This window comes from Microbacterium aoyamense (assembly GCF_023155855.1).
GTDB lineage: Bacteria > Actinomycetota > Actinomycetes > Actinomycetales > Microbacteriaceae > Microbacterium > Microbacterium aoyamense.
Genome location: NZ_JAKNUT010000002.1, coordinates 61,189 through 74,037, shown reverse-complemented (window position 1 = coordinate 74,037; position 12,849 = coordinate 61,189). Strand labels below are relative to the sequence as shown.

10 protein-coding genes are annotated in these 12,849 nt (G+C 70.5%); 4 read left to right on the top strand and 6 right to left on the bottom strand.

The genetic code is table 11. From position 1 onward, the window contains the following. Positions 1 to 52 precede the first annotated feature (52 nt). Positions 53 to 1,204, bottom strand: coding sequence for a flavodoxin-dependent (E)-4-hydroxy-3-methylbut-2-enyl-diphosphate synthase (gene ispG, locus MA876_RS07100; RefSeq protein WP_248147302.1), 1,152 nt, complete (start codon positions 1,202 to 1,204; stop codon positions 53 to 55). 9 nt (positions 1,205 to 1,213) lie between these two features. After that, the gene (gene nhaA / locus MA876_RS07095; RefSeq protein ID WP_248147301.1) at positions 1,214 to 3,091 is read right to left on the bottom strand and encodes a Na+/H+ antiporter NhaA; all 1,878 of its coding nucleotides are present in this window, start codon (positions 3,089 to 3,091) and stop codon (positions 1,214 to 1,216) included. A gap of 203 nt (positions 3,092 to 3,294) precedes the next feature. Here nhaA and MA876_RS07090 point away from each other — a divergent pair, with 203 nt between their 5' ends. Then, the gene (locus MA876_RS07090; protein WP_248147300.1) at positions 3,295 to 5,211 is read left to right on the top strand and encodes an anthranilate synthase family protein; all 1,917 of its coding nucleotides are present in this window, start codon (positions 3,295 to 3,297) and stop codon (positions 5,209 to 5,211) included. 415 nt (positions 5,212 to 5,626) lie between these two features. Here MA876_RS07090 and MA876_RS07085 read toward each other — a convergent pair whose 3' ends face one another. From MA876_RS07085 to MA876_RS07075, 3 genes are all read right to left on the bottom strand, one after another. Continuing rightward, positions 5,627 to 6,874: an RNA polymerase sigma factor gene (locus MA876_RS07085; protein ID WP_248147992.1), complete on the bottom strand. Its 1,248-nt coding sequence runs from the start codon at positions 6,872 to 6,874 to the stop codon at positions 5,627 to 5,629. Beyond that, positions 6,874 to 7,239, bottom strand: coding sequence for a YciI family protein (locus MA876_RS07080; protein ID WP_248147298.1), 366 nt, complete (start codon positions 7,237 to 7,239; stop codon positions 6,874 to 6,876). The genes MA876_RS07085 and MA876_RS07080 overlap by 1 nt, the downstream gene beginning before the upstream one ends. 84 nt (positions 7,240 to 7,323) lie before the next feature. Beyond that, positions 7,324 to 8,649, bottom strand: coding sequence for a M50 family metallopeptidase (locus tag MA876_RS07075; RefSeq protein WP_248147296.1), 1,326 nt, complete (start codon positions 8,647 to 8,649; stop codon positions 7,324 to 7,326). Between the two features lie 58 nt (positions 8,650 to 8,707). Between MA876_RS07075 and MA876_RS07070 the strand changes: the two genes are divergently transcribed. The 3 genes from MA876_RS07070 to MA876_RS07060 all read left to right on the top strand — a co-directional run bounded on the left by MA876_RS07070 (position 8,708) and on the right by MA876_RS07060 (position 11,752). Next, positions 8,708 to 9,280 carry a hypothetical protein gene (locus MA876_RS07070; RefSeq protein WP_248147294.1) on the top strand — a complete coding sequence of 191 codons (573 nt, stop codon included), beginning with the start codon at positions 8,708 to 8,710 and terminating at the stop codon, positions 9,278 to 9,280. An 88-nt stretch (positions 9,281 to 9,368) separates the two neighbouring features. After that, complete coding sequence (locus MA876_RS07065; RefSeq protein ID WP_248147292.1) at positions 9,369 to 10,025, top strand: YcnI family protein; 657 nt, start codon at positions 9,369 to 9,371, stop codon at positions 10,023 to 10,025. 68 nt (positions 10,026 to 10,093) lie between these two features. After that, the gene (locus MA876_RS07060) at positions 10,094 to 11,752 is read left to right on the top strand and encodes a Mur ligase family protein (RefSeq protein WP_248147291.1); all 1,659 of its coding nucleotides are present in this window, start codon (positions 10,094 to 10,096) and stop codon (positions 11,750 to 11,752) included. Here the strand turns inward: MA876_RS07060 and MA876_RS07055 are convergent. Continuing rightward, a complete protein-coding gene (locus tag MA876_RS07055; protein WP_248147290.1) occupies positions 11,746 to 12,834 on the bottom strand; it encodes a 1-deoxy-D-xylulose-5-phosphate reductoisomerase in 1,089 nt (362 codons plus the stop codon). The two genes, MA876_RS07060 and MA876_RS07055, sit on opposite strands and share 7 nt — an antisense overlap. Between the last annotated feature and the right edge of the window lie 15 nt (positions 12,835 to 12,849).

The following is a 12,849-nucleotide window of genomic DNA, read 5'->3' as shown; positions in this document are numbered from 1 at the left end:
TCAGGCGCGCATGCGCAACGCGGGGCGCGATGCGATGCGGCCGTCGTGACGATCAGCTCGTGACGACCTGGGCGGTGCCGATCTGGGCATCCGGACCCATCTCGTCGGCGATGCGCCGTGCCTCTTCGATCAGGGTCTGCACGATGTCGGCCTCGGGGACGGTCTTGATGACCTGACCCTTGACGAAGATCTGCCCCTTGCCGTTGCCCGACGCGACGCCGAGGTCGGCCTCGCGGGCTTCTCCCGGTCCGTTCACGACACACCCCATGACGGCCACGCGCAGCGGGACCGTGACGTCTTTCAGGCCCTCGGTGACGCTGTCGGCGAGCGTGTAGACGTCGACCTGCGCGCGGCCGCACGAGGGGCACGACACGATCTCGAGCTTGCGCTCGCGCAGATTGAGCGACTGCAGGATCTGGTGGCCGACCTTGACCTCTTCGGCCGGCGGCGCCGAGAGCGAGACGCGGATCGTGTCGCCGATGCCCTCCGCAAGCAGGATGCCGAACGCCGTCGCCGACTTGATCGTGCCCTGGAACGCGGGGCCCGCTTCGGTCACGCCGAGGTGCAGGGGCCAGTCGCCCATCTCGGCGAGCAGGCGGTAGGCCTTGACCATGACGATCGGGTCGTTGTGCTTGACCGAGATCTTGAAGTCGTGGAAGTCGTGCTCTTCGAAGAGGGATGCCTCCCACCGCGCGCTCTCGGCGAGCGCCTCGGGGGTCGCCTTCCCGTATTTCTGCAACAGGCGCGGGTCGAGCGAGCCCGCGTTGACGCCGATGCGCAGCGACACGCCGGCAGCCTTCGCGGCTGCGGCGATCGCACCGACCTGGTCGTCGAACTTGCGGATGTTGCCGGGGTTGACGCGCACAGCGGCGCAGCCGGCGTCGATCGCCTGGAAGACGTACTTCGGCTGGAAGTGGATGTCGGCGATCACGGGGATCTGCGACTTCTTGGCGATGATGTGCAGCACGTCGGCATCGTCCTGCGAGGGGACGGCGACGCGGACGATCTCGCAGCCGGATGCCGTCAGCTCGGCGATCTGCTGGAGCGTCGCGTTGATGTTCGTCGTCGGGGTCGTGCACATCGACTGGACGCTGATCGGCGCGTTCCCGCCCACGAGCACCTTGCCGACCTTGATCTGGCGGGACTTGCGGCGGGGAGCGAGGACGTCGGGGACCTTGGGCATCCCGAGATTCACAGCTGGCACGCTCCCAGCCTACGCCGCGGGGCCTGGACGGGGGCTCGATGCAGCGGTCTCCTCCAGCGCGCGGATGAGGGTCTGCGCGTCGAACGGCCCCGTGTGCCGCACGCCGTTGATGAAGAACGTCGGCACTCCCGTGATGTCCATGGCCTCGGCATCCAGCACATCGTCGCGCACGCGATTCGTCACGGCAGGGTTGCTGAGATCCCGCTCGAACTTGTCGACGTCGAGCCCGAGGTCGCGCGCGCGGCGGATGATGTCGGATGGCAGCTGGTGATCCTGGTCGGCGAACAGGCTCTTGGCGTACTCCGAGAACTTGCCCTGCAGACCCGCCGCTTCGGCCGCCTCGGCGCCCGCGAGCGCGTTCGGGTGCACGCGCTCGAGGGGGGCGTGGCGCCACACGTACAGCAGGCGGTCACCGAGTTCTCTTCGCACCTCTTCGATCGACCCCGACGCCTTGAGGCAGAACGGGCACTGGTAGTCGCCGTACTCGACGATCTGCAGGGGCGCGTCGATGTCGCCGTAGTAGTGGTCGCGCGTCGGGTCGACGGGTCGCGCGAGCGTGCGCCCGCCGTCGTCGTCGGGGCGTCGGGCGTCCGACACGCGGAAGAGGATGGCACCGAGTGCGAAGGCGATGACGGATGCCGCGAGCACGCCGACGCGCGCCTCGTTCGCGGCCGTATCGTCGTCGATCGCGAGATCGATGATGAAGAGCGAGATCGTGAAGCCGATGCCGCACAGCGCCGCACCCCCGGCGATGCGGTCGAGCGTGAGGCCCGTGCCGAACTCGCCGAGTTTGAAGACCTTCATGATGAACGCCGAGCCGAACACGCCGACGAACTTGCCCACGACGAGGCCGACGACGATCGCCCACGTGAGCGGTGAGGTCACCGCCCCCGCGAGGATCTCGGGCGAGAGCTGCACGCCGGCGTTGGCGAGTGCGAACAAGGGCAGGATGACGTACGCGACGTAGGGCGCGTACGCCGACGTCAGGCGCTCGTTGATCGAGATCGACTCGCGCAGGCTGTTCGCCGCGAGCCGCGCGTACTCGCTGTTGGGCGACTGGCGGAACGTGCGGGCGAGCTCGAGCGCCTGCTCGACGTCACGGCGGTTGGGGCGATAGACGGGCACGAGCAGCGCGATCGCGACGCCCGCGAGCGTCGGGTGCACACCCGAGGCGAGGAAGGCGAGCCACACGATGATCGCGAGGGTCGCGTACATGAGCCCGCGGCCCTTGCGCATGTACCGCGTGAAGTAGATGCCCGCGAGGCCGATCGCCGCGACGATGAGCGGCATCGGATCGAAGTTCGCCGTATAGAACAGCGCGATGATGCTGAGCGCGCCGATGTCGTCGACGACGGCGAGCGCGAGCAGGAACACGCGCAGGCGCCCCGAGACCCGCGGCCCGACGAGGGCGAGCGCCCCGACGAGGAACGCGGTGTCGGTCGAGATGACGACTCCCCACGCGTGCTCGTGGCCGGTGCCGTTCGCGATCAGCAGGAAGAGCGCGGCGGGCACGACGAGTCCCGCGATCGCGGCGAACACCGGCACGGCGGCGCGGGACCAGCTCGTGAGCTCGCCGATCGCGAACTCGCGGCGCACTTCGAGCCCGACGGTGAAGAAGAAGATCGCCATCAGGGCGTCGTTGACGATCGCGTGCAGCGTGAAGTCGAGCTGGATGTCGCCCACGCCGATCGTCAGGTGGGTCTCCCAGAAGTCGTGGTACGACGGGTACGAGACGTTCGCCCAGATGATCGCGACGAGCGTCGCGATCACGAGCAGGAGCGCGCCGATGCGGGCTTCGCCGAGCGCGCGGACCTTGTCGGCGATGGACGGATGCCGGCGCTCCGGCTCTGATGGGGTGGAGCTCGCGACGATGGGTAACTGCGTCATCTGCATCCTCGGGGGTTGTCGTGCGTCTCACCGTAGCGTCGTCCGCGCGGGGCAGGGGCCGGACGCTGTGGTAGTTTCGGCCCATGCTCTCGAACATCTCCTGGTGGCCCGCCTCCTAGGCGGTGCGTTCGAGCGACGACAGACCGCCCCCGGGCGGTCTTTCTTTTCGTGAGGCGGCCACCCGCCATGACGAAGGATGCACGATGAATCACGGCCGGATCACCGAACTCGCGCAGCTCGGCATCCCGTTCGCCCTCATCGCACGCGACGGCGAGACCGTCGAAGTGCTCACGGGCGACGTCGTCGATGTCGACCTGCTCGCCGACGTCCCGCTGCTCGCCGCGGACGGCGCGCCGCGCGAAGTCCTCGCGCTCGTGCCGTTCCGACAGGTGCGCGAGCGTGGCTTCGCTTCGCACGACGATGGTGCGCCGCTGCGCTGCCTCGTCGTCGACGAGCACACCGCGCTCCCCCGCGCCGAGGCGATCGCACAGCTGCCCGCAGACGCCGTGCCGCTCGAGAACGCGGGCTTCGACATCGCCGACGAGGTCTACGCCGACATCGTGCGCCGCGTCATCGCCGACGAGATCGGCCGCGGCGAGGGTGCGAACTTCGTCATCCGACGGGACTTCACGGCGGATGTGTCGATGGATGCCGCGACCGCCGCGCTCACGTGGTTCCGCGCACTCCTCGAGCACGAGCGCGGCGCGTACTGGACCTTCGCCGTCGTGACCCCCGGTCACATCGCCGTCGGAGCGAGCCCCGAAGCGCACGTCAGCGCGCAGGACGGCGTCGTGACGATGAACCCGATCTCGGGCACGTTCCGCCACCCCGCGGGCGGAGCGACACCTGAGAGCCTCACGGAGTTCCTGCGCTCGACGAAGGAGACCGAGGAGCTCTTCATGGTCGTCGACGAAGAGCTCAAGATGATGAGCGCCGTGTGCTCCGACGGCGGCCGCATCACGGGACCGCACCTCAAGGAGATGTCGCGCCTCACGCACACCGAGTACGTCCTGCGCGGACGCAGCAAGCTCGACCCCCGCGACATCCTGCGCGAGACGATGTTCGCCCCGACCGTCACCGGCTCGCCCATGCAGAACGCCTGCACCGTCATCACACGGCACGAGAAGACCCCGCGCGGCTACTACTCGGGCGTCGCCGCGCTGTTCACGCCGCGCACGCGCGTCGAGCCCGGCGAACCGTCGCACGACCTGGATGCGCCGATCCTCATCCGCACGGCGTACCTGCAGGACGGGCGGCTGCGCGTACCGGTCGGCGCGACGCTCGTTCGCCACTCCGACCCCTACGGCGAAGTGAGCGAGACGCACGGCAAGGCCGCCGGGGTGCTCGGGGCGATCGGCGCGATCCCTCGCGACACCGTGGCCGAGGCATCCATCGACGAAGACGAGCCCACAACCGAGCGACGGCCGTTGGGAGCAGACCCCGAGATCGCGGCGCTGCTCGAATCGCGCAATGCGCGGCTCGCGGCGTTCTGGCTCAATCCGCAGGCAGCCGGAGCCGGTCCGTTCGCGGGGCGATCGGCGCTCGTCGTCGATGCCGAGGACCGCTTCACGACGATGCTCGCGCACCAGTTGCGCCACCTCGGACTCGAGGTCGAGATCGTGCCGTGGAGTGACGTGACCGACGACCAGGTGGACGCGGCCGAGCTCGTCGTGTCGGGCCCCGGTCCCGGAGATCCCCGGGATCCCGACAGCCCGCGCATGCGGCGCATGCGCGATGTCGTCGCGCGACGCCGCGCGTCGGGTCGCCCGCTTCTGGCCGTGTGCCTCAGCCACCAGATCCTCGCTGACTCGCTCGGCATCGACCTCGCACCGCTCGCCGCGCCCCACCAGGGGCTGCAGAAGACGGTCGACGTCTTCGGGCAGCCGGCATCCATCGGCTTCTACAACACCTTCACGGCGCGCGTGCCGGCCGGCACGACGCAGGTCGGAGTGGCGGATGTCGCCGCCGACGCCTCCGGCGACGTCTACGCGCTGCGCGGGCCCGGCTTCGCTTCGGTGCAGGGGCACCTGGAGTCGATCCTGTCGCGCGACGGCATGACCACGCTCGAGCGCCTCGTGACCCACGCCCTCGCCCCGCTGCCCTGGCCCACGGGCGAGTAGGCGGCTCATCCGCACTCCGCTCGGGCGCCGGTGAACGTTCGCTCCTCGCCCGTTGATGACACTGCGCTCACGGGCGTGTCGCGCGCCGCGGAGAGTATCTCCTCACGCCATTGAACCTCCGGCTCACACACGCATCGATGTGTGAACATGAAGTTCACTCGCGATCGACGTGTGAGCCGGAAGTTCACTCGCGATCGACGTGTGAGCCGGAAGTTCACTCGCGATCGACGTGTGAACCGGAAGTTCACTCGCGATCGACGTGTGAACCGGAAGTTCACTCGCCATCGACATGTGAAACGGAACTTCCATCGCGATCGACGTGTGAACCGGAAGTTGCATGGCGTGGAGAGGAAGTGTCCTCCGAGCCCGACACGCCGAGAAGCCGAGCCCCGAGGACGACTCGCTGTGACGCCGTCTACTCCTGGGAGGGTGAACCCGAGAGTCGCGCACGGAGGAGCCGGCGCTCGGCCTCGTTCGCGGTCAGCTCGAGCGCCCGCACGTCCTCCGCCATCGCCTCATCCGGGCGCCCAGCCTCGCGCAGCACGGCCGCGCGCACGGCGTGCCACAGGTGGAACCCCGCGAGCTCGCTCGCGATCGCATCCAGTTCGGCGAGCGCGGCATCCGGCCCCTCCACCCTCAAGAGGGCGACCGACCGATTGAGCCGCGCGATCGGTGAGCGGTCGTATGCCAGCAGCATGTCGTACAGCGTCAGCACCTGGAGCCAGTCGGTCTCGGCCGCCGTCGGCGCATCAGCGTGGCATGCCGCGATCGCCGCGTGCAGCTGCCACCTGCCCGGGCTGCGCAGCATCGCCGCGCGCAGGAGGGCGGCGCGCGCGCCGGCGAGAAGCCCGGCATCCCACTTCGCCCGATCCTGATCCGCCAACAGGACGAGATCGCCGTCCACCGCGCGGGCGCCCTCGCGCGCACGGTGGAACAGCAGGAGCGCGACGAGTCCGTGCGCCTCGGCCTCCTTCGGGAGCGCATCGGCGACGACGCTCGCGAGCCAGACGGCGTCATCCGCGAGATCGCGGTCGGCCGCGGCATCCGCCCCCGCCAGCAGATGCGCCTCGCTGTACATCGTCGACACGACGGTCAGCACGATGTCGAGTCGCTCGCGGCGCTGCGCGCCCTCTGGAACGCGGATCGGGATGCCTGCGGCGCCGATCTTGCGCTTCGCCCGCGAGATGCGCTGGCCGACCGTCGTCGGCGCCGTCAGGGTCGCGCGGGCGATCTGCTCCGTCGTGAGACCGCAGACGGCCCGGAGCGTCAGCGCGAGCTGCGCATCGGGCGAGAGAGCGGGGTGACAGCAGCCGAAGAGCAGCGGAAGCCGCTCGTCCACCTCGGCATCGGTCTCGACGAGCGCGTCGGGCTCGACCAGGAGCGGCATCCGCTCGCGGAACCGCTGCTCGCGCCGCAGTCGGTCGAGTGCGTTGTGGCGTGCCGCCTGCATGAGCCACGCGCCGGGACGGGGCGGGATGCCGCGCACGCGCCATTCGCGCAGCGCCTCGACGACGGCTTCGGCGACGGACTCCTCGGCGAGGTCCAGGTTCCGCAGCGACGCCGTGAGCGCCGCGACGATGCGCCCGGACTCCTCGCGGACGATGCGCGCCAGGACGACGTCGGATGCCGCGGCTGCACCCGCGGCCGCGGCATCCGGATCCATCACTCGAACTGGCTGTAGTCCGTCACCATCGGTCGCACTTCGACCGAGGTGCCGGGCAGGTCGAGCATCGGCCAGGACTTCGCGAGGGCGAGCGCCTCGTCGAGGTCGGCCACGTCGATGACCGAGAACCCGCCGACGGCTTCGCGCGCTTCGGTGAAGGGTCCGTCGACCAGGACGGGACCCTCGGCACCGTGACGCACCGTCGTCGCGGTCGTGGTGGGCTGCAGCTCGGCGCCGGAGTCGGTGATCTTCGCGTCGTGCTCGGTGAACCATTCGTACACGCGGCCGTAGACCTCCTGCGCGCGCTCGGGCGGCACGGCCGCGTCGAGCTCGGGGGTCGAGGTGAACATGATGACGTACTTCACGGTCGTGGTCCTTTCGTCATGGGAACCGTTTCATCCCCACAGCGAACGGGCAACCCCGATTTCGACATCAGGCTCGAGAAAGTCTCAGAACAGCGAAACCGGGTTGAACAGGTCGGCGAGGATCAGGATCCCGCCCATCACCACGAGCGCGATCACGACGATGAACGTGACCGGCACGAGCTTCGTCGCATCGACGGGCTTCGGCGGCGGACGGCGGAAGACCTTCGCCCATGCGCGCTTGAGTCCGTCCCACAGTGCGACGACGATATGGCCGCCGTCGAGCGGCAGGAGCGGGATGAGGTTGAAGACGAAGAGGGCGATGTTGAGGGATGCCAGCAACCCGAGGAAACCCGCAACCCGGTTCAGGATCGGAGCATCCGTCGCCGCGACCTCGCCCGCGAGCCGCCCGGCGCCCACGATGCTGAGCGGGCCGTTCGGGTCGCGCTCCTGCCCCGTGAACAGGTCGACCGCCGTGTCGTAGATGCGCACCGGCAGCTGCCACATGATCCCCGCGACGGCGCCGACGTTCTCGACCGCGGCCTGCGGACCCGCCCAGATCGGCTGCTGCACGTACTCGACCGTCGGACCGACGCCCGCGAATCCGACCTCGACGTACTGCGTGTCACCGTTGTCGTCGACGACGGGGTACCCCCGGGCATCCGTCTCGACACGCGTCGCGGTCGCCGGTGTGAGGCGCACCGTCTGCTGCTCACCGTCGCGCTCGACGACGATCGAGAGCTGCTCCCCTGCCGACGCCCGGATGATCTCGGAGGTCTCGGCGAAGTCCGACACCGCGGTGCCGTCGATAGAGACGATGACGTCGCCGGGCTGGATGCCCGCCTCAGCGGCGGGAGCTGTGGGATCGGATGACTCGCACGCGGTGGGCCCCGCGTCGGCCGGGATGACGCACTCGCTCACGCTCGCGACCGTCGTGGTCGCCGTCTGCACGCCGATGCCGCTCAGCAGGATCGCGAACAGCACGATCGCGAAGAGGAAGTTCATCACCGGGCCGCCGAGCATGATGACGACGCGCTTCCACACCGGGAGCTTGTAGAACACATGGACGTCGTGGTCCGTCAGCATCGTCTCGTCGTTGGCGTCGCGGGCATCCTGCACCATCGTCGCGAAGAAGCCGCCGGCGGCGCGCCCGCCCGCCGCCTCTTTCGCCGGTGAGGGCGGGTACATGCCGGCCATCGAGATGTAGCCGCCGATCGGCAGTGCCTTGATGCCGTACTGCGTGCCCTTGATCTTGCGCGACCACAGCGTCGGACCGAAGCCGATCATGTACTGGCCGACCCGGACGCCGAACTTCTTGGCCGGCACCAGGTGCCCGATCTCGTGCAGACCGATCGAGACGGCGAGGCCCACGACGAGCAGGGCGACGCCGATGATGAACGCGATGATCTCCACACGCACACGGTACCCGCGTGGAGCTACGAGTTCGCCCAGAGCATCTAGCCTGGGAGGGATGACTTCGAGACAGCTGCGCGCCCTGCGCGGAACGGCGGCCGCCGCCGTCGCGGCGTGGACCGCCGCCGTCTCGCACACGCTCGGCGGTGGCGCGGCCCCGAGCCCGTGGCTCGTGCTCGTCGTGATCCTTCTGGCGGCGCCGGTCGCCGTGCTGCTCGCGGGCCGGTCGCTCGGGCTCGTGCGGCTCTCGCTCACCGTCGTGCTCGCCCAACTGCTGCTGCACGTCACGTTCGCCCTCACTGCGGGGCTCGACCCGACGAGCGGCGGCCACGTGCACGGCGCGGTGCTTCCGTCCGGCGGCGCCATCGGCGTCACGCTCGACCCCGTCATGGTGTCCGCGCACCTCCTCGCGGCGATCGCGACGATCCTCGTGATCGCGCGCGGCGAATGGATGCTGCGCGCCATCTCCCGCGGCATCCATCGCCTCCTCCGCTTCGCGGCGATCATCGTCCGCTCGCCGCTCCCGGCCCCGCCCCTGCGCGCAGGCCGCCAGACGGTCGCGCTGCTGGCGCGGGCCGCGGCATCCGTCGTCTCTCGTCGCGGTCCTCCGTCCGTCGTCGCCGCGGCCTGAGCCGCATCCTCACCGACCGACCCGCATCGCGGGCGGTCTCGACGCGCGCGTCCGCGCGCTCGAAGAAGACGACATGAAGGACCCACCCATGAAGAAGAAGATCATCATCACCGGCATCGCGGCGGGCGCACTGCTCGCCGTCGCCGTGCCGCTCGCGGCATCCGCCCACGTCCACGTGAATCCCGAGGAGGTGTCGGCCGGTGCGACCGAGGCGCTCACGTTCTCGTTCTCACACGGGTGCGACGATTCGCCGACGACGGCACTCACGGTCACGATCCCCGAGGGCGTCGGCAACGCGACACCCGTCGTGCAGGGCGGCTGGACCATATCGCGCGAGCTCGGCGCCGACGGCGTGCCGACGAGCGTCACGTACACCGCGGACGCGCCCATCGAGTCGGGGCTCAAGGCGACCGTGTCGATGGACGTCCTGATCGACACGTCGGCGGCCAACTCCACTCTCGCCTTCCCCGTCGTGCAGGAGTGCGTGACGGGGGCGACCGAGTGGACCGAGGTCGCCGCCGACGGCGTCGATCCCGAGACGCTCGACGCGCCCGCGCCGCTCGTGACCGTCGGCGATGCCGTCGCCGAGGGCGAGGAACACGGCGGTCACGGCGAGGAGTCCGCTGCCACCGAGGCCGAGGCGTCCCCCGCCGGCGTCGACCCCGTCGCACGCTGGATCGCGGGCGGCGCACTCGTCGCGGGCATCGCGGCGCTCGTCGTGGCGGTGGTCCGCCGCCGCGCCTGACGCCGACCGGGCGGGGGCCGCGGCCCTCGCCCGGTTCCGCGCGTCGGGAGTGAGAGGATGGTCAGGCCATGAGCAGTGACACAGCCCCCTCGAACATCCCGCCCGTGCTGCGGCCGGACGCGCCCCCCGTGCACGACCTCGCCGACCTCGCCGACCGCTTCGCGACCGAGGTCCGCGGCGACACCGCCGGTGTGCAGCTGACGGGCCTGACGCTCGCGACGGCCGACCTGCGCTCCGGCGACGCCTTCATCGCGGCGCAGGGCGTCAATCGGCACGGGGCCGAGTTCGCAGCGGTCGCGGCCGACAAGGGAGCCGTCGCCATCGTGACGGATGCCACGGGCGCGGATGCCGCGGCATCCACCGGCCTCCCCGTGCTCATCGTCGACGACCCGCGCGCCCTCCTGGGCGACCTGTCGGCCTGGGTCTACCGCACGGGCGCGGACGACGACCTGCCGCTGCTCTTCGGCACGACGGGCACCAACGGCAAGACGAGCGTGTCGCACCTGCTCGAGGGGATCCTCGGTCAGCTCGGGGTCGTGACGGGCCTCTCGTCGACGGCCGAGCGCCACATCGCCGGCCAGGTCATCGTGTCGCGCCTGACGACTCCCGAGGCGTACGAGATGCACGCCCTGCTCGCCCTCATGCGCGAGCGCGGCGTCGAAGCCGTCGGGGTCGAGGTGAGCGCCCAGGCGCTCTCGCGCCGCCGCGTGGACGGGATCGTCTTCGACGTCGCGGGTTTCACGAACCTCACGCACGACCACCTCGACGACTACGCCGACATGCGCGAGTACTTCGAGGCCAAGATCCCCCTGTTCCGCCCCGACCGTTCGCGCCGCGCCGTCATCGCGGTCGATCACCCCTCGGGCGCCGAAGTGCTCGCCCGGTGCGAAGTCCCGGCCGTCACCGTCGGCACGCCCGAGATCGCGACGGATCCGGATGCCGCGGCCGCCGCCGACTGGGTCGTGACGATCGTCGATGAGCGCCAGGACGGCACCGAGTTCCACCTCGCCGGCCCCGACGGCCGTTCGCTCACGACCGTCGTCCCGGTGATCGGCCGCCACATGGCCGCGAATGCGGGTCTCGCGATCGTCATGATCCTCGAGGCGGGCTACGCGTGGGAGCGGATCGCGCGGGCGCTCGACGGCGCGCGCATCGACGCCTACCTCCCCGGCCGCACCGAGCGGGTGTCGGGCGACCGCGGACCGGCCGTGTACGTCGACTTCGGACACTCCCCCGACGCGTTCGAGAAGACGCTTGCGGCCGTGCGCCGAGTGACCCCCGGCAAGGTCGTCATGCTCTTCGGCGCCGACGGCGACCGCGATGCCACCAAGCGCCACGACATGGGCCGCACGGGAGTCGAGGGCAGCGACATCCTCGTCGTCACCGATCACCACCCCCGCCACGAGAACCCCGACACGATCCGCGCGACCCTCATCGAGGGCGCTCGACGCGCGCGGCCCGACGCCGAGATCCACGAGTTCTCACCGCCCGAACGCGCGATCATCGAGACCGTCGCGCTCGTCGGCGAGGGCGACGCGATCCTCTGGGCCGGTCCGGGCCACCAGGACTACCGCGACATCCGGGGAGTGCGCACCCCGTACTCCGCGCGCGAGCTCTCTCGCCGCGCGCTGCGTGCGGCGGGCTGGCCCGTGCCCGAGCCGCACTGGCCCGTGCCCTACCCCGACGACGAGACCCCCGCGTCGGATCCCCTGCGCCCCGTCTACTGACCGGATGCCGCGATCGCGCGGTCAGCGGCATCCCTCGCCCAGCGCTCCGCGTCGGCGAGCGACTCGCGCGTGAGAGCGGTCGGCGGCTCGTGCGCGTCGACGACGCGCTCGATCGTCTCGACGATGCCGGGGAACCCGAGCAGGCCGTCGTGGAACGCGTCGACGGCCTGCTCGTTCGCGGCGTTGTAGACGGCGGGGTACGTGCTGCCCGCGCGTCCGACCTGCTTCGCGAGGGAGACAGCGGGAAAGGCCTGCTCGTCGAGGGGCTGGAAGGTCCAGGATGCCGCGCTCGACCAATCCAGCGGCATCCCGACCCCCGCGACCCGGTGCGGCCAGTCCAGACCGAGCGAGATCGGCAGCCGCATGTCGGGCGGCGACGCCTGAAGGATCGTCGAGCCGTCGACGAACTCGACCATGGAGTGCACGATCGACTGCGGATGCACGACGACGTCGATGTCGTCGAAGGGGACGTCGAAGAGCAGATGCGCCTCGATCACCTCGAGGCCCTTGTTGACGAGCGTCGCGGAGTTCGTGGTGACGACCCGGCCCATGTCCCACGTCGGGTGCGCGAGCGCTTCGGCCGGCGTGACGTCCTCGAGCGACGCGCGAGACCGGCCGCGGAACGGTCCGCCCGAGGCCGTCAGCACGAGCCGCCCGACTTCGGCGTGCGTTCCGGATCGGAGCGCCTGCGCGATCGCAGAATGCTCCGAGTCGACGGGCACGATCTGCCCGGGCGCGGCGAGCGCGGTCACGAGCGAGCCGCCGACGATGAGGGATTCCTTGTTCGCCAGCGCGAGCGCGCGCCCGCACTCGAGGGCCGCGAGCGTCGGACCGAGCCCGACCGATCCCGTGATGCCGTTCAGCACGACGTCGGCCTCGACGTCGCGGACGAGCTGCTCCGCCTCGACGGCGCCCAGGGCGGTGTGCTCGACGCCGAATGCGCGGGCCTGGGCATCCATCCCCGCCCGATCGGAACCCGCCGCGAGGCCGACGACGTCGAACCTGTCGGCATTCGCACGGATGACGTCGAGCGCCTGCGTGCCGATCGAACCGGTGGAGCCGAGGACCAGGATGCGACGCACCCGGTCAGCCTACCG